11 protein-coding genes are annotated in these 16,247 nt (G+C 68.9%); 4 read left to right on the forward strand and 7 right to left on the reverse strand.

Going from position 1 to position 16,247, the window contains the following annotated elements:
• Positions 1–120 precede the first annotated feature (120 nt).
• Positions 121–627, forward strand: a complete 507-nt coding sequence (locus AC5Y7V_RS00800) for a hypothetical protein (RefSeq protein WP_499878156.1) — start codon at positions 121–123, stop codon at positions 625–627.
• Here the strand turns inward: AC5Y7V_RS00800 and AC5Y7V_RS00805 are convergent.
• A complete protein-coding gene (locus AC5Y7V_RS00805; protein ID WP_499878157.1) occupies positions 624–833 on the reverse strand; it encodes a DUF1918 domain-containing protein in 210 nt (69 codons plus the stop codon). The two genes, AC5Y7V_RS00800 and AC5Y7V_RS00805, sit on opposite strands and share 4 nt — an antisense overlap.
• A gap of 212 nt (positions 834–1,045) precedes the next feature.
• On the opposite strand from AC5Y7V_RS00805, the gene AC5Y7V_RS00810 reads away from it, so the two are divergent.
• From AC5Y7V_RS00810 to AC5Y7V_RS00820, 3 genes are read left to right on the forward strand one after another with little or no spacing between them, the layout of a single operon-like run.
• Complete coding sequence (locus AC5Y7V_RS00810) at positions 1,046–1,513, forward strand: hypothetical protein (protein ID WP_499878158.1); 468 nt, start codon at positions 1,046–1,048, stop codon at positions 1,511–1,513.
• Positions 1,510–1,932: an FHA domain-containing protein gene (locus tag AC5Y7V_RS00815; RefSeq protein ID WP_499878159.1), complete on the forward strand. Its 423-nt coding sequence runs from the start codon at positions 1,510–1,512 to the stop codon at positions 1,930–1,932. Before AC5Y7V_RS00810 ends, AC5Y7V_RS00815 begins: the two co-directional genes overlap by 4 nt.
• Positions 1,933–1,944: 12 nt before the next feature.
• Complete coding sequence (locus AC5Y7V_RS00820) at positions 1,945–3,729, forward strand: acyl-CoA dehydrogenase family protein (protein ID WP_499878160.1); 1,785 nt, start codon at positions 1,945–1,947, stop codon at positions 3,727–3,729.
• Between the two features lie 74 nt (positions 3,730–3,803).
• Here AC5Y7V_RS00820 and AC5Y7V_RS00825 read toward each other — a convergent pair whose 3' ends face one another.
• From AC5Y7V_RS00825 to ag85A, 6 genes are all read right to left on the reverse strand, one after another.
• On the reverse strand, positions 3,804–5,432 hold the full coding sequence (locus tag AC5Y7V_RS00825) for an acyl-CoA carboxylase subunit beta (RefSeq protein ID WP_499878161.1): 1,629 nt from the start codon (positions 5,430–5,432) through the stop codon (positions 3,804–3,806).
• Complete coding sequence (gene pks13, locus AC5Y7V_RS00830) at positions 5,392–10,698, reverse strand: polyketide synthase Pks13 (protein ID WP_499878162.1); 5,307 nt, start codon at positions 10,696–10,698, stop codon at positions 5,392–5,394. The genes AC5Y7V_RS00825 and pks13 overlap by 41 nt, the downstream gene beginning before the upstream one ends.
• Positions 10,699–10,709: 11 nt before the next feature.
• On the reverse strand, positions 10,710–12,602 hold the full coding sequence (fadD32, locus tag AC5Y7V_RS00835) for a long-chain-fatty-acid--AMP ligase FadD32 (protein WP_499878886.1): 1,893 nt from the start codon (positions 12,600–12,602) through the stop codon (positions 10,710–10,712).
• Between the two features lie 255 nt (positions 12,603–12,857).
• The gene (gene culp6 / locus AC5Y7V_RS00840; RefSeq protein ID WP_499878163.1) at positions 12,858–13,868 is read right to left on the reverse strand and encodes a carboxylesterase Culp6; all 1,011 of its coding nucleotides are present in this window, start codon (positions 13,866–13,868) and stop codon (positions 12,858–12,860) included.
• A 130-nt stretch (positions 13,869–13,998) separates the two neighbouring features.
• Positions 13,999–14,877, reverse strand: a complete 879-nt coding sequence (locus AC5Y7V_RS00845; protein WP_499878887.1) for an alpha/beta hydrolase-fold protein — start codon at positions 14,875–14,877, stop codon at positions 13,999–14,001.
• Between the two features lie 160 nt (positions 14,878–15,037).
• A complete protein-coding gene (gene ag85A, locus AC5Y7V_RS00850) occupies positions 15,038–16,078 on the reverse strand; it encodes a diacylglycerol acyltransferase/mycolyltransferase Ag85A (RefSeq protein WP_499878164.1) in 1,041 nt (346 codons plus the stop codon).
• Positions 16,079–16,247 lie beyond the last annotated feature (169 nt).

Here is a 16,247-nt window from a genome sequence, read left to right on the forward strand (position 1 = left end):
AATAGCGCGGCGAAATTTACGCCCGAGTAATTCCTACGCGAATGTTTAATTCCACGCACCGCCGGTTAATACCTATTTCCCCTTGTGAGGTAACTAACACAAACGTAAAAAGGTGACCCGATGCACACGCTGACACGCGTAGGGATTTGTACCGCCGCACTCACCGCGGCGCTTTTCCCGGCCGCGACATTCGAAATCGTCAATGCGGCCGCCGGGGGCGGCACCACGGTTGCTCTGGATGCCGCTGAGCGGCGCTGCGATTTCAGCCAGATCACCACGGCGGCGTGGCTCCCCCGGGTGGAAGAGGGCACCGGCTCGGCCCTCATAAGCACCTCGGGTTCGCGGGCGGTCGCGCAGGTGCATGTCACCATTCCCAACGCGCCGGGCACCCATTACGACGTCGGCCTGATCCAGGAACCCCGTCCGTCGTCGGCCACGTGCGGTCCGGGCGCCCCGGGCACCGCCTTCACTGGAATGGATACCGACGCCGCCGGCAACGCGACGGTCACCGTCGCGGACGGCATCCGGCAGGGCACGACGGGCGTCTGGGTGATTGTCGAGCGCGCGAACCCGAACTCCCAGAATCCGGCCGAGTTCTATACGTCCGAATTCCTGGCGCCGGTCTAAGCCTTTCCGGCCTTTTCGTCGGCCGCGCTGACGACGAGCGCGTCGGAGCCCGGGAAGACGGTGGCCACGTGGCCATTGGCCGCCCAGCGCACCACGTACGGTGGGGCGCCGTCGGCGCCGCGCACCTCCGTGATTTCCCCGCGCTGATCCGCCAACTCGGTCGTCGTGCCCTTGATCACGAGCCAGTCACCTACATCGGCTTTCATTATCGACCCCTTTGATCGTTGATCGCCCGGTCCGATGGCGGCGACCCGCTGCGCCCGGCTACGCCGCGCTTGCGATCACCACTCGTCCGATCATGCGCCGACGCCCGCCGGGAGGGAAGGGGGACGAACGCCCCGGGCGGACGGGACTTCGGTCCCTATTTCGGCGCTCGGCCGGATGGTCCGATACAGGAATCGGGAACGGAGGCACGCTCGTGGATGCTTCGCCAGAGTCGCAGGCGCGAACGCGCCTGTTCGCGCGCGCACTCGGCCCATTCCTGGTAATCGCCGACACCACGGCGGTGGCCCGGGCCTCCGGCATGCAAACGCTGCTGTCGCAGTTCGAGGCGAATTCGCTGTGGACGTGGGTGACCGGCGCGTTCATCCTGCTGTTCGGCCTGTTCGTCGTCGCCGCACACCCGTATTGGCGCGGTGCCGCGGCGATCATCGTCTCCCTGCTGGGGTGGCTGATCACGCTGCGCGGGCTGCTCTTGTTCGCGTTTCCCCAGGCATTCGTGTCGATGGCCAATGGCATGATCGGCGCGCAAGGCTGGTGGGTGGCGGCCTGCGTGGTGTTCGGACTGGTCGGGCTGTATCTGACCTACGCCGGCTGGGCCCCGGCCCCCCACCAGCCGAAAACACAAGCGGCGCAGCCCAGCCCGGACCTTCGGCGCGCCGCGTGACCAAGCCCGCGCCCGCCCGCGACGAAACGACGGGCCATCTCCCCTCGGCGCTGCGTACCGACGAGTTCGACGCGGTCGCCGATGCGGTGGTGGAGGAGATGCAGACGCTGCAGACCGGCGTGGGCATGCTCATCGTCAAGCGGGGTCCCAACGCCGGATCGCAGTACCAGCTGGATCGGGCGGTGCTGTCCGCCGGCCGGCATCCCGCCAGCGACATCTTCCTCGACGACATCACCGTCAGCCGACGGCACGCCGAATTCCGAAGGGAACACGGCAAATTCCACGTCGTCGACCTGGGCAGCCTGAACAAGACCTACCTCAACCGCAAGCCCGTCGAGACGGCGGTGCTGACCAACGGCGACGAGATCCGGCTCGGCAATTTCCGCCTGATTTTCGTGGCGGGACCGCCGCCAGGGTAATACCGTCGCGTCATGAGCGAAGACGACCCGCAATACGGGTCAGAGGGCGTGGACCGGCTGCCCTTCTCCACCGAGGAAAAGTCGCGGCGCTACCGGACCGAGGACTACCGCGGCGCCGTGGGCCTGAATTGGTACCGCACCGATCCCACCCTGCAGTCCACGATGGCCTACTACCTGCGGCCCGACGAATTGGCCGTGGTGGAGCCCCATTTGGCGGGCATGGGCGAACTGATGGGCGGCCCGGTGGCGCGGTGGGCCGAGGAGACCGACCGCAACCCGCCGCGGCTGGAGCGCTACGACCGGTGGGGACACGACGTCAGCCGGGTCGTCATGCCGGCGTCGTTCACGCACTCCAAGCGCGCGGTGCTGGACGCCCAGCAGGCCCTGCGCGGCGACGCGCGGGCCGCGAAGGTGAGTTCGGGCCTGCCCCTGTTCGCGTCCAACTACCTGCTCAACCAGGCCGACATCGGGATGGGCTGCGCGCTGGGCACCGGCGGCGGCATGGTGCAGTCGCTGGTGGCCGCCTACGCGCCGGCCGATGTCCGCGAGCACGTGCTGGCCAAGTTCGCCTCCGGTGAGTGGGCCGGGGAGACGGCGCAGTTGCTGACCGAACGCACCGGCGGCTCGGACCTGGGCGCGCTGGAGACGACGGCTCAGCGCGCCGGTGACGCATGGATTCTCAACGGGCTCAAGTGGTTCGCGTCCAATTGCGCGGGCGAGGCGTTCGTCGTGCTGGCCAAACCGGAAGGCGCCCCGGACTCCTCGCGCGGCGTCGCGAATTTCCTCGTGCTGCGCCACCGCCGCGACGGTTCGCGAAACGGGGTGCGGGTGCGCCGGCTCAAGGACAAGCTCGGCACCCGCTCGGTGGCCTCCGGCGAGGTCGAGTTCGTCGACGCCGAGGCATTCCTCCTGTCCGACGAACCGAGCTCGGACGCGGGGCCGTCCGACGGCAAGGGGCTGGGCCGCATGATGGAGCTGACCAACGCCGCGCGCCTGGGCATCGCGCTGTTCGGGCTCGCGAACGCCCGTCGCGCCCTGGTGGAATCGCTGTGTTACGCCCGGCAGCGGCACGCGTTCGGCGGGGCGCTCATCGACAAGCCGTTGATGCGGCGCAAGCTCGCCGAGATGATCGTCGACGTCGAGGCGGCGCTCGCGCTCGTCTTCGACGGCACCGGCGCCACCAACCATCGCCAGCCCCGCGCCATGCGCCAGCGCATCGCCGTGCCCGTCACCAAGCTCAAGGTCTGCCGGCTCGGCATCACCGCGGCGTCCGACGCGATCGAAATCCACGGCGGCAACGGCTATATCGAGACGTGGCCCGTGGCCCGTCTTCTGCGCGACGCGCAGGTCAACACGATCTGGGAGGGCCCCGACAACATCCTGTGCCTCGACGTCCGGCGCGGCATCGAGCAGTCCCGCGCGCACGAGACGCTGCTGGCGCGGCTGCGCGACGCCGTGTCGGTTTCCGACGATGACGAGACCACCCGCTTGGTGGCCGGGCGCATCGAGGACCTCGACGCCGCGATCACGGCCTGGAGCAAGCTCGACAGGGAGGTCGCCGAGGCGCGGCTGTTCCCGCTGGCCCAATTCATGAGTGACGTGTACGCGGGGGCGCTGCTCACCGAGCAGGCCGCCTGGGAGCGCGACACCCGGGGCGATGACCGCAAGGCGCTCGTCGCCCGGCTGTATGCGCGGCGCTACCTCGCCGATCGCGGTCCGCTGCGCGGGATCGAGGACGAATCCGACGAGGCGCTCGAGCGATTCGACGAGTTGGCGGACGGCGCCCTGGCGCTCTAGTCACTCGCGAGCAGACGCAGAATCGCACGAATGCACGATGAAAAGCGCGATTCTGCGTCTGCTCGCGGTGAAAACTAGACCGGAATCAGGCCGTGCTTGCGCGCGACGCGGAACCACAGCTGCTTGTCGCGCAGCAGGTGCATCGACTTGCGCAGCAGCAGCCGGGTCTGGTGTGGGTCGATGACCGCGTCGATGAAGCCCCGCTCGGCGGCGGTCCACGGGATCGCCATGTTGAGGTTGTAGCCCTCGATGAAGTCCTTCTTGATCTGCTGCGCCTCGGGCGTCGTCGGGTCGGGGAACCGCTTCATCAGCAGCTGGGCGGCGCCCTCGGCGCCGATCACCGCGATGCGCGCGGTCGGCCAGGCGAAGTTGAAGTCGGCGGTCAGCTGCCGGGAGCCCATCACGGCGTACGCGCCGCCGTAGGACTTGCGGATCGTGATCGTCACCTTCGGCACGTCGGCCTCGACCACCGAGTAGAGGAACCGGCCGCCGCGCTTGATGATGCCCCGCTTCTCCTCTTCGGCGCCGGGCAGGAAGCCGGGCGTGTCCACGACGAAGACCAGCGGGATGTCGAACGCGTCGCAGAACCGGATGAACCGGGCCGCCTTGTCGGAGGCCTCGTTGTCGATCGACCCGGCCAGGTACACGGGCTGGTTGGCGACCACGCCGACCGGGCGCCCGTCGACCCGGGCGTAGCCGGTGATGATGGCCGGCCCGTGCTGGGCCGCGACCTCGAGGAAGTCGCCGTCGTCGAAGATGCGCAGCAGGATCTCGTGCATGTCATAGGCGGCATTGTCGGAGTCCGGCACGATTGAGTCGAGCTCCAGATCGGTCGGCGTGATCTCCGGCTCCAGCCCGGGGTTGACGACCGGCGGCTTGTCGAAGCAGTTCGACGGCAGGAACGACAGGAAGTCGCGCACGTACTGGAACGCCTCGGCCTCGGAGTCGACGACCTGGTGGATGTTGCCGTAGCGGGCCTGCGCGTCGGAGCCGCCGAGCTCGTCGAGGGTGACGTCCTCGCCGGTGACCTCCCGAATCACGTCGGGCCCGGTCACGAAGAAGTAGCCCTGGTCACGCACCGAGACGAGCAGGTCGTCCTGGATCGGCGAATACACCGCTCCCCCAGCGCATTTGCCGAAGATGAGGGAGATCTGGGGCACCAGGCCGGACAGCGCTTCGTGGCGTCGGCCGAGCTCGGCGTACCACGCCAGCGACGTGACCGCGTCCTGGATGCGGGCGCCGCCGGAGTCCTGGATACCGATGATCGGGCACCCGACCATCGCGCACCATTCCATCAGCCGGGCCACCTTGCGGCCGAACATCTCGCCGACGGTGCCCTGGAACACCGTCTGGTCGTGGGAGAACACCCCGACCGGGCGGCCGTCGATCATGGCGTGGCCGGTGACGCACCCGTCGCCGTAGAGCGCGTTCGGGTCGTTCGGGGTCTTGGCCAGCGCCCCGACTTCGAAGAACGTGCCGGGATCGACCAGCGCGTGCACCCGGGCGCGGGCGCTCGGGATGCCCTTCTTGTCGCGCTTGGCGGCGGCCTTCTCGCCGCCGGGCTCCTTGGCCAGCTCGAGGCGAGCGTGCAGCTCGGCCAACTTCTCCGCGGTGGTGTGCTGAACGGGCGCTGGAGCTGGCACGGTCTCCGTCACTACTTGCCTACCTAACCTGTTCGGACTTGTCCTGCTGCCGTTCGGCATCGATCTTGTTCAGCGCCTGGGTCATGTGCGCGCCGACCTTGGCGATGATCGGCTCGTCGATGGCCTGGATGTGCTCGCCACCGATCGGCACGATCTCGAGGTCGGACACGTACTCGCCCCAGCCACCGTCGGGCTTGCGGGTGGCGTAGCGCGGCTCGAACATGATCGCGTCGTCATGGTAGCGATCGGCCATGTAGAGCGTGACGTGCCCGTCGTACGGCTGGATCTGGGCGGTGTCGATGGCCCGGTTGTCCAGGTACGACGTGCGCTGGTGCTCGATGATCCCGGCCGGGATCTGCACCCCGCTCTGGCTCACCGCCTCCAGCACGAACCGGATCTGGCCCTCGTCGTCGAGCTGCTCGAGGTGCTCGTAGGGGATCTCCGGGACGGTGACGTTGAACGTCTTCTCGGCGAACCGGGCGTAGCGGTCCCAGCGCTTGCGGATCTCCTCCTTGGTCTGCGGAACCTCCTCGCCCGCGCGCACCGCGTCGATCAACCCGACCCACTCGACGTCCTTGCCCAGCCGCTTGAGCCCGATCGCGCACGCATAGGCCAGCACGCCGCCGAGCGACCAGCCCGCCAGAATATAGGGCCCGTCGCCCTGCATCTCGATGAGCTTCGGAACGTATTGCGCCGCACGCTCTTCGATCGTGCCCTCGACGCGCTCGAGGCCGTACATCGGCGTGTCCGTCGGCAGGCGGTTGAGCAGCGGCTCGTAGACCACCGTCGAGCCACCGGCCGGGTGGAACACGAACACCGGTGTCTTGGTGCTGCCCTCGGCGCGCGCCCGCAGCGTGCGCACAAAACCATCGACCACCCCGGCCTCCAGGTGCTCGCGCACCTTCTCGGCCAGCGCCTCGATGTTCTCCGACGCCAGCACGTCCTCCGCGGTGATCGGACCCTCGGCGCGCTCCGAAAGCCGTTGCGCCATCTTGGCGGCGGCGTCGGCGTCCAGCTTAGGCAGCGGGTTGAAGATGCCGCCCGGCGACTTGCCCGTCACGATCGCCCACGTGGCGAAGGCGACGCGCTCGGCCGCGTCGCGCGGGGGCACGTCGGAGTTGAGCGCCTTGGCGACCGCCTCGGAGTTGAGCGCCTCGGCCGCGCCGGCCAGATTCGGCTGTGCGCCATTGGTTCCGGTGGCCGCGGGGCCCGACGGGTCGGTCGGCGGCGGCGGGACCGGCTGGCCCGACGCCGGCGGCGCTTGCGGGTCGGGGGCCGGCGCCGCCACCGAGGTGGGCGTGGCGCCGCTGAGCAATTCGGCCTGCTCCCTAGCGATTTCCTCCGCCGTCTGCGCCTTCTGGTGCTCGGCCAGCTGCTCGACCTCGTCGCGGTGCTCGACCGCGTACTCGATCAGCTTCTCGACGGCGTAGAGGTTGGCGTCGCGCACGGCCGTCAACTGGATCGGCGGCAGGTCGAAGTCGTATTCGACCCGGTTCTTGATCCGCACCGCCATCAGCGAGTCGAGGCCCAGCTCGATCAGCGGCACCTCCCACGGCAGGTCCTCAGGCTCGTAACCCATTGCGGCGCCGACGATTGCGCCCAGCCGGTCGGCGATGGTCTCGCCGGAATCCGGTGACCACTTGGTGAAGCCGGCCGGCATGTAGCGGTTGGTCAGGCTGTCGCCGAGCGCCTCCTCCTGCGGGCTCTCGGAGGGAGCCTCCGCGACGGCCCCGTTGCCGGCAGCCGCGATCGCGGTGCCGACGCCCACCGCGACCGGCAGCACCGACTCGGTGCCGCCCCGGGTCACCAGCGCGTCGTACACCAGCGTGAACGACTCGTCGATGCGGGCGTGCACCTGGACCGACGCGCCACCGGGATGCCGGGTCAGCGTGGTCACCAGGCGAGAGCCCTCCCCCGGCTTGGCGCGCTCCTCCGCGGCAGTCAGCTGCGCGTCCGGAAGGACCTCGGCCGCAGCGGCTTTCACCAGCGACGCCAGGTCCGTCAGCCCCCGGGGCGTGTACTCCCAGACGTGGCGGCCGTCCGGCAGCGCGACGTGGTTGCCCGGCATGAGCGCCGAGCCGCTGCTGGTGGCGACGTGCACGTCCAGCCAGTGCTCCTTTCGCTTGAACCGGGTCGGCGGGATGTTCGCGTAGTCCTGGGGCCCAGCGGCGCGGGTGAAGAGCGTCCGCGGGTCCAGGTCGTGGCCATAGACGTACAGCTGCGCCAGGGTCGAGACGATCGACTCGACCTCGTCCTGCTTGCGCGCCAGCGTCGGGATCAGCTGGGCGTCGTGCAGGCCGGCGTCCGCCGTCGTCAGGCCCACCTGCATCAGCGCCACCGGGTTGGGCGCCAGCTCGACGAAGGTGGTGTGCCCGGAATCGACGGCGTTGCGGATGCCGTGGGTGAAGTAGACGCTGTGGCGCAGCCCCTTCTTCCAGTAGTCGACGTCGTGGATGGGCTCGGCGCCGGGCTTGATGTAGCTGCCCTCGTGCACGGTCGAGTAGATCCCGCACGTCGGGCTCATCGGCTTGATGCCCTGCAGCTCCGCGGCGAGCTCGCCCAGCAGCGGGTCCATCTGCGAGGTGTGGCTGGCGCCCTTGGTCTGGAACTTGCGGGCGAACTTGCCCTCGGATTCCGCGCGGGCGATGATCGCGTCCACCTGCTCGGGCGGGCCGCCGATGACGGTCTGGGTGGGCGCGGCGTAGACGCACACCTCAAGGTCGGGGAAGTCGGAGAACACCGTCTTGATCTCCTCGGCGGAGTACTCCACCAGGGCCATCAGCCGGATGTACTCGCCGAACAGCATCGCCTCGCCCTCACCCATCAGGTGGGAGCGGGAGCAGATGGCCCGGGTGGCGTCGCGCAGCGACAGGCCGCCGGCGAAGTACGCCGACGCGGCCTCGCCCAGCGACTGGCCGACCACCGCGGCGGGCTTGGCGCCGTGATGCTTGAGCAGCTCGCCCAGCGCGATCTGGATCGCGAAGATGGTGACCTGGGTGGTCTCGATGCCGTAGTCCTGCGAGTCGTCCAGGATCAGCTCGAGCACCGAGTAGCCCAGCTCGTCCTGGACCAGCGCGTCGACCTTCTCGATCCACTGCGCGAAGACGTCGTTGCGCAGATACAGGCTCTTGCCCATCTTGCGGTGCTGCGCACCGAAACCGGCCAGCACCCACACCGGGCCGTCGCTCACCGGCCCGTCGACGCTGAACACGTTCGGCCGTTGCTTGCCGTCGGCGATCGCGCGCAGGCCCTTGACGGCCTCCTCGTGGTCGTGCGCCAGAACCACCGCGCGCGAGCGGCCGTGGTTGCGGCGCGACAGCGACCGCCCGATCGATTCCAGCGACGACGCCTGGCCCTCGGGGCTTTCCATCCAGTCCGCGAGCTCGGCGGCCGCGGCCTTCTTCCGCGAGGTCAGGAACGCCGAGACGACCAAGGGGACCACCGGCTTGGACGGACCCTCAGCAAGCTCTTGCGCCGCAAGCTCTTCCAGCGCGGCCTCCTTGAGGCTCAGCGCCTCTTCGGTGACCTCCGGAAGGTCGGGCTCTTCCTCTTCGACCGCCGCGGAGGCGTCGGGGATGATGTTGCCGAAGTCGTCGAACCGCAGCGAATGCGCCTCGAACGTGGGCGCTTCGGCCGTTTCGGTGGCCGCCTTGGCCTCGGCCTGGGGTTCCGGCTCCTTTTCGATGACGTCGCGGGGCAGGACCTCGCGCACCACCACGTGCGCGTTGGCCCCGCCGAAGCCGAAGCTCGACACGCCGGCCAGCGCGTAGCCGCCGTAGCGCGGCCAATCGGTCGCCTTGTCAATGACTTTCAGGCGCATCGCGTCGAAGTCGATGTACGGGCTGGGGCCCGCGAAGTTGAGGGACGGCGGCAGCTTGTCGTGCTGCAGCGCCAGCACCACCTTGGCCATGCTGGCCGCACCGGCGGCCGACTCCATGTGTCCCACATTGGTTTTCACCGCGCCCAGCAGCGCCGGACGGTCGGCCGGCCGGCCCCTGCCGATGACCCGGCCCAGCGCCTCGGCCTCGATGGGGTCGCCCAGGACGGTGCCGGTGCCGTGCGCCTCGATGTAGTCGACGGTGCGCGGATCGATGCCGGCGTCCTTGTAGGCCCGGCGCAGCACGTCGGCTTGCGCGTCCTGGTTGGGCGCGATCAGGCCGTTGGACCGGCCGTCGTGGTTGACCGCGGTGCCGGCGATCACGGCCAGGATCTGGTCGCCGTCGCGGCGCGCGTCGTCGACCCGCTTGAGCACCAGCATGCCGGCGCCCTCCGAGCGGGTGTAGCCGTCGGCGTCCGAGGAGAACGACTTGATTCGGCCGTCGGGGGCCAGCACCGCGCCGATCTCGTCGAAGCCCAGCGTCACCGCGGGCGTGATCAGCGCGTTGACGCCGCCGGCCACCGCGACGTCGGCCTCGCCGTTGCGCAGCGCCTGGACGGCCTGGTGGATCGCCACCAGCGAGCTCGAGCACGCGGTGTCGACGGCGACGGAAGGCCCGCGGAAGTCGTAGAAGTAGGACACCCGGTTCGCGATGATCGACGGCGAGTTACCGGTGATCGCGTAGGGGTGCGCGGCGGTCGGGTCGGAGATGGCCAGGAAGCCGTAGTCGTGGTTGGAGACGCCGACGTACACGCCGACGGCCTCGCCGCGCAGGCTCGACGCCGGGATGCGCGCGTGCTCGAGCGCCTCCCAGGTCAGCTCCAGCGCCATCCGCTGCTGGGGGTCGATGTTGTCGGCCTCGGTCTTGGCGATCGCGAAGAACTCGGAGTCGAAGCCCTTGATGTCCTTCAGGTAGCCGCCCCGGGTGCGGGCCTTGGCGATCCGCTCGGCCAGCCGCGGCTCCTCCAGGAATTCCTCCCAGCGGCCCTCGGGCAGGTCGGTGATGGCGTCGCGGCCCTCGATCAGCGCCTGCCAGGTTTCGTCGGGGCTGTTCATGTCGCCGGGCAGGCGGGTGGCCAGGCCCACGATCGCGATGTCGACGCGCTCGGCCGGGCCGTTGCGCGACCAGTCGACGACGTCGTCGCCCGACAGGTCGCGTTCGGGTTCGCCCGCGATGATCCGGGTGGCTAGCGATTCGATGGTCGGGTGCTGGAACGCCACCGCGACCGACAGCGTGACGCCGGTCATGTCCTCGATGTCGGCGGCCATCGCCACTGCGTCGCGCGACGACAGGCCCAGCTCGACCATCGGCACCGACTCGTCGATCGAATCGGGCGACTGCCCGGTGGCCGTGGCGACGTAGTTGCGCAGCCATTGACGCATCTCGGGGACCGTAAGCTCGGTCTTCTTGGCGGGCAGATTCTCCTGGGATTCGTCTATGTCAGTCATGGTTCCTGGGTTCAATCGTCTGTAACGGCAAAGGCGGTCGGGGAACCGACGCCGCTGCGCAGGCTTCCGTCGAGATAGGCGGCGCGGCACGCGCGGTGCCCGATCTTGCCGCTGGAGGTGCGCGGGATGGTCCCGGCCTGCACCAGTAGCAAGTCGCGGACGGTCACCCCGTGCCGCACGGCGATGGCCGCCCGGATGTCATCGGCGATGGGCTGGTAGTCCAGCTTGTGCGAGCCGGCGGCGCGCTCGGCGACGATCACCAGCTGCTCGGAGGTGTCCTCGGGGTCGTACTTGATGCCGGCGTGCGGGTTGTCGAACACTTCCTGGGGCAGCTGGTTGGCCGGGACCGAGAAGGCGGCCACGTAGCCGGTCCGCAGCGCCCGGCTGGCTTCCTGCGCCGAGTACTCGAGGTCTTGTGGGTAGTGGTTGCGGCCGTCGATGATGACCAGGTCCTTGATGCGGCCCGCTATATAGAGGTGGCCGTTGAAGTAGGTGCCGTAGTCGCCGGTGCGGACCCAAAACCCGTCGTCCTCGGCGCCCTCGGCGTGTGACTGGCTGATGCGCGACTTCAAGATGTTGCGGAAGGTCTCGTTGGTCTCCGCCTCCTTGCCCCAGTAGCCGACGCCGAGGTTGTTGCCGTGCAACCAGATCTCGCCGATCTGACCGTCGGGCAGCTCGCTGGCCGTGTCGGGGTCGACGATGATCGCCCACTCGTCGACGCCGACCTTGCCGGCGGAGACCTGCGCGACGGCCTTCGGCGAGTCGGGCGCCACCTCGACGAACCGTTGGTTGTTCAGCTCGTCACGGTCGACGTGAATGACCGTCGGCGCCTCGTCCTGGGGGGTGGTCGAGACAAACAGCGTCGCCTCGGCCAGCCCGTAAGACGGCTTGATCGCCGTCTCCGGCAAGCCGTACGGCGCGAACGCCTCGTAGAACTTGCGCATCGAGGCCGGCGACACCGGCTCGCTGCCGTTGAGGATGCCCTTTACGTTGCTCAGGTCCAGTGGTGGTTCGTCGTCGCGGGGCAGGCCGCGCACCGCGGCGTGTTCGAAGGCGAAGTTTGGCGCGGCGGAGAAGACGCCGCCGGTTTCCCCAGGCTTGCGGGCGAGTTCGCGAATCCAGCGGCCGGGCCGGCGCACGAAGGCGGCCGGCGTCATGAAAGTGAAGCTGTGGCCGAGCACCGGCGAGAGCAGCGCGGTGATCAGGCCCATGTCGTGGAAGAACGGCAGCCAGCTGCACCCCCGGTCACCTTCGGTGCCCTCCAGGGCAACGAGCACCTGCAGCACATTGGTGGGCAGGTTCAGGTGGGTGATCTGCACGCCGGTCGGCACCCGGGTGGAACCGGACGTGTACTGCAGGTAGGCGGTGGTGCCCTCGTCGACGTCGTGCACCTGCCAGGTGGCGGCGACCTCGTTGGGCACCGCGTCGACGGCGATGACGCGGGGCCGTTCCTTCGCGGCGCGGGCCCGGATGAACTTGCGGACGCCTTCGGCGGATTCGGTGGTGGTCAGAATCGTCGACGGGGTGCAGTCGTCGAGCACCGCATGCAACCGCCCGACGTGTCCGGGCTCGGCGGGGTCGAACAGCGGGACGGCGATCCTGCCGGAGTACAGGGTGCCGAAGAAGGAGATGAGGTAATCCAGGTTCTGCGGACACAGGATGGCGACGCGGTCACCGGGCTGGGTCACCTGCTGCAGGCGGGCGCCGACTGCGCGGTTGCGCGCGCTGAAGTCGGACCACGAGATGTCGCGCTCCACACCGTCGCGTTCGGTGGAGAAGTCCAGGAATCGGTAGGCGAGCTTGTCGCCGCGAACCTTCGCCCACTTTTCAACGTGACGAACCAGGTCCGTGTTGTCAGGGAACCTGATCTTTCCATTCACGATGAACGGGTTGTGGTACGCCATGCCGCCCTCTCCTGTCACAACCATGTCCGGTCGGCTTCGCCGACGGGTCCTCTATACACGAGCCGCCTATGCACGCCTGGCAGCGCCGGTCCGTGCGTGTCCCAGCCAGCTCGGCCCCGATCGGGGCCGCAACGAAGTCCTGGTTGCTCTTAAATTTCTCTTAATGTTAAGGGCCGCCTCGCGGCAGACCAAATCACAAGGTACCGCCGATCGCGTCACGGATTCGCCTACGTCGCGGCATGTCCGCCGCCGGCGTCACCCATGTTTGGGACGCGGCGCGTTCTCGATCAGCCCTCGGGCCCAGTTCAGCGTCCAATCGGTCGCCGGCGCCCCGTCGAGATTCCAGAACTGTGTCGTGGCATACAGCGCGTGGACCGGCTGCCCGGCGCCCCCGGCCAGGGTGTTCAAGGTGTCGGGCAGCTTGGCGACGCTGAACGCTTCGTTCGGCGCGGCGCAGATGAGATCGCCCGGCGCGCAGATCTCGTTCGTCTTGCTGTTCAGGGCGCCGAAGCCGCCCGGCCGCGCGCCCGTCATGGTCAGGCCCAGCCCGGACAGCACCGGCACCTCGTGCAGCGTGATCTCGGCGCCCTCGCCCGGCGGGTTGGGCCCGACGTCGTTGCCCACGCCGTCCTGGCGGCGGCCGTCGGCGATCAACGTCACGCCGAGCACCAGGTCGTCGTCGACGGGTCCGCGGCCGTTGCCGATATCGCTGGCGATGTCGCCGATGATCACCGCGCCCTGGGAGAAGCCCATCAGCACGTAACTGGTCAGCGGGCACTTGTTGTTCATGTCGGTCAACGCCTGCACGGTCGCGCGGGTGCCTTCCGCCCGGCTCTCGTTGTAGGACATCTGCGTGTCGCCGCTCAGCGGATTGTGGAACTGCGCCGTGTAGGGGGTGGTGAAGCTCTGCACCCGCGAGGACGGGAACTGCTGGGAGAGATCGATGGTCACCTTGTGCAGCAACGCATTCGGGAACTGCGCCGGGTTGAGCGGGTCGTCCTGCGGGGCGGACTCCCAGGTGCCCGGAACGTTGATCAGTTGCACGTCGGGGCACGAGGCATCCTGGGACGCCGGCCGCGGCTTGTGCGGATGGGTCGTCGTGGAGGTCGGCGGCAGGACGCCGGGGGGCACCGCGCTCGGCGGGGATTCGGGGTTGCGCAGCAGCATGATGACGGCGACGACGACCAGCAGCACGACGCCCGCCACGGCCAGGGCGGCGATCCAGGCGAGGGTCCGGTGGCGCTTGCGCCGCGCGCTCGTCGTCATGTTCTCCTGCTAGCAGAGTCGGTCGATCGCAGCTCGGTTCCAGGCAAGCGGACGTCCCGCCCCCTGCTGCACTTTCCTACACGGTACCGGCGTTTCGGGGCGCAGCCCCGGGCCTCGCGGCGGCGCCGTCCTAGCGGATCGCTCCGACAATGTCGCCCGACATGGCGCCCAGCTGGCCCGACCACGAGCCCCAGCCGTTGTCGCCGCCGCCCGGGAAGTCGAAGTGGCCGTTGTGCCCGCCGGTGCTGCGGTACTGCTGGTAGAACATCCGGCTGTTGCCCATCGCCTCTCCGGCCTGCCCGATCATGGCGGCGGGATCGCTGGCGGCGTCGGTGGTGGGGCTCCAAACCCACACGCGCGTGTTGTTCTGCGCCAGCAGTGAGGAGTGCACGTACGGGTCGTGCCACTTCCAGCGGCCCAGCTGCGGGGCGCCCCACATGCCGTTGCCGTCGACGCCGCCGAATTGCTGCAGGCCGGCGAGGATCGAACCGTTCGTCGTGGTGTTCGACGGGTACAGGAAGCCGGACAGCGAGCCGGCGAAGCCGTAGCGGTCGGGGTGGAAGGCGGCCAGCGCCATCGCGGCGTAGCCGCCCTGGGAGGCGCCGACGGCGGCGTGGCCGCCGGGCGCCAGGCCCTTGTTGGCGGCCAGCCAGTTGGGGAGCTCGCTGGACAGGAAGGTGTCCCACTGCTTGCTGCCGTCGTTCTCCCAGTTGGTGTACATGCTGTAGGCGCCGCCGGCGGGCGCCGCGACCGAGATGCCCTTGCCGGCCAGCGTGTTCATCGCGTTGCCCGCGGTGACCCAGTTGCTGACGTCGGGCGCGGCGTCGAACGCATCCAGCAGCACCACCATGTGCGGACCGCCGCCCAGGAAGGCCACCGGAATGTCACGGCCCATCGCCGCCGATGGAACCATCAAGGTTTCGTAGCCCGCCGCGCGGGCCGTCCCGACGGGGCCCGTCATCCCCAAGGCCAGAACCACGCCGAACAGCAACGTTGACAGACCCCGCACGACCCTCATGTCCACCCTCCATCGTCTAGTCGCTGTCTGCACATTAGCCAGCGACGCAAGCGTCCCGTCCCGCGGGTAGTGAAATAGACCACACCCGGGCGCCGATAAACCAACGGCGGCGCTACCGTGGGATAGCCGCCGTCAGTAGGGGTGCGATATCTTAGGTGCCGGTGCCCTGGTTGCCGGCGGCCGCGGCGGTAGCCGGGCCGGCGCCGGGCGTCGCGCCCAGCGTGGACTGCAGGTCCGGCTTCATCGCCTGCAGCTGCGAGCCCCAGTACGGCCAGTCGTGCGTGCCGTTGGCGTCGAAGTTGAACACCGCGTTGTGGCCACCGGCCTGGTTGTAGGCGTCCTGGAACTTCAGGTTGCTGGTCCGCACGAAGCCCTCGAGGAACTTGGCGGGCAGGTTGTCGCCACCGAGGTCGGACGGCTTGCCGTTACCGCAGTAGATCCAGATGCGGGTGTTGTTGCCCACGAGCTTGGCCACCTGCAGCGACGGGTCGTTGCGCTGCCAGGCCGGGTCGCTCGACGGCCCCCACATGTCGTCCTTCTTGTAGCCACCGGCGTCGCCCATGGCCAGGCCGATCAGCGACGGCCCCATGCCCTGCGAGGGGTCCAGCAGCGCCGACAGCGAGCCGGCGTAGACGAACTGGTTCGGGTGGTAGGCGGCCAGGATCAGCGCCGACGAACCGGCCATCGACAGACCGACGGCGGCGCTGCCGGTCGGCTTGACCTGCTTGTTGGCCTGCAGGTACGCGGGCAGCTCGCTGGTCAGGAAGGTTTCCCACTTGTAGGTGGTGCAGCCGGCCTTACCGCAGGCGGGCTTGTACCAGTCGGAGTAGAAGCTGGACTGCCCGCCGACCGGCATGACAACGGCGATGCCCGACTGGTTGTACCACTCGAACGCGGGGGTGTTGATGTCCCAGCCGTTGTAGTCGTCCTGCGCGCGCATGCCGTCGAGCAGGTAGAGCGCGGGCGCGTTGGCGCCGCCGCTCTGGAACTGAATCTTGATGTCGCGGCCCATTGCGGCCGAGGGAACCTGCAGGTACTCCACCGGCAGACCCGGGCGCGAGAACGCCCCGGCGGTCGCCGAGCCCCCCACGGCGCCAATCAGACCCGAGAGCAGGGCCGCGCCAACGGCCCCCACCACGAGCCGTCGTGGCATACCCGCCACGGCGCCGCGAAACCTGTCGACAAGCGTCATCCTTGCTTCCTCATCCTTCTTTTCGGCCTTTCGGCGCATTTCTCCGATTGGACGCATCCCCGAATTGGGTCCGACTGCATGCGTCGCGCGCAGCAGTGCTCGTGTAGTCAACCACACCTTCGGGTGTCCCCTCTCATCGAGCGGCCCGGGCAAACCGCGATTTGGCGCT

The organism is Mycobacterium sp. NGS34 (genome assembly GCF_059812845.1).

Excerpts from the sequence above, each read along its gene's own strand:
- AC5Y7V_RS00800 (WP_499878156.1), top strand. The coding sequence starts at position 121 with ATGCACACGCTGACACGCGTAGGGATTTGTACCGCCGCACTCACCGCG.
- AC5Y7V_RS00805 (WP_499878157.1), bottom strand. The coding sequence starts at position 833 with ATGAAAGCCGATGTAGGTGACTGGCTCGTGATCAAGGGCACGACGACC.
- AC5Y7V_RS00820 (WP_499878160.1), top strand. The coding sequence starts at position 1,945 with ATGAGCGAAGACGACCCGCAATACGGGTCAGAGGGCGTGGACCGGCTG.
- AC5Y7V_RS00825 (WP_499878161.1), bottom strand. The coding sequence starts at position 5,432 with ATGCCGAACGGCAGCAGGACAAGTCCGAACAGGTTAGGTAGGCAAGTA.
- pks13 (WP_499878162.1), bottom strand. The coding sequence starts at position 10,698 with ATGACTGACATAGACGAATCCCAGGAGAATCTGCCCGCCAAGAAGACC.
- fadD32 (WP_499878886.1), bottom strand. The coding sequence starts at position 12,602 with ATGGCGTACCACAACCCGTTCATCGTGAATGGAAAGATCAGGTTCCCT.
- culp6 (WP_499878163.1), bottom strand. The coding sequence starts at position 13,868 with ATGACGACGAGCGCGCGGCGCAAGCGCCACCGGACCCTCGCCTGGATC.
- ag85A (WP_499878164.1), bottom strand. The coding sequence starts at position 16,078 with ATGACGCTTGTCGACAGGTTTCGCGGCGCCGTGGCGGGTATGCCACGA.